At 42.4% G+C, this 335-nt stretch carries 1 protein-coding gene; it reads left to right on the top strand.

Translation table 11 applies throughout. From position 1 onward, the window contains the following. Positions 1-18: 18 nt before the first annotated feature. The coding region (locus PZH32_RS11990) for a MerR family transcriptional regulator (RefSeq protein ID WP_275208483.1) at positions 19-335 on the top strand (317 nt) is incomplete at its 3' end.

Here is a 335-nt window from a genome sequence, read left to right as displayed (position 1 = left end):
AATTTTCAGGAGGCAGAAATGGACGAAAAAAGGACAGGGTATATCAGCATCGGAGAGATGGCAAAGATGAACCGGACAACTGTGCCGACATTGAGGCTGTACGATTCAATGAATCTGCTTACGCCATGTTATGTGGATGAAAAAACGTGTTACCGGTATTATGATATCAAGCAGAATGCCCGGTTGGACATGATTCAGTATATGAAAGAGCTGGGAATGGAGTTAAAAGAGATTAAGAGTATCCTTGACCGGAAAGATCTGGATCTGATAGAAGATGTACTGATGCAGAAAAGAGAGCAGACGCTGCAGGAGATGCAGGAGCTGAAATTTAAAAT

Origin of the sequence: Adlercreutzia equolifaciens, assembly GCF_029076695.1 — a bacterium.
Classification (GTDB): Bacteria; Actinomycetota; Coriobacteriia; order Coriobacteriales; family Eggerthellaceae; genus Adlercreutzia; species Adlercreutzia equolifaciens_A.
The sequence above is the reverse complement of the archived record's forward strand: the minus strand, read 5'-3'. Positions and strand labels throughout refer to the sequence as shown.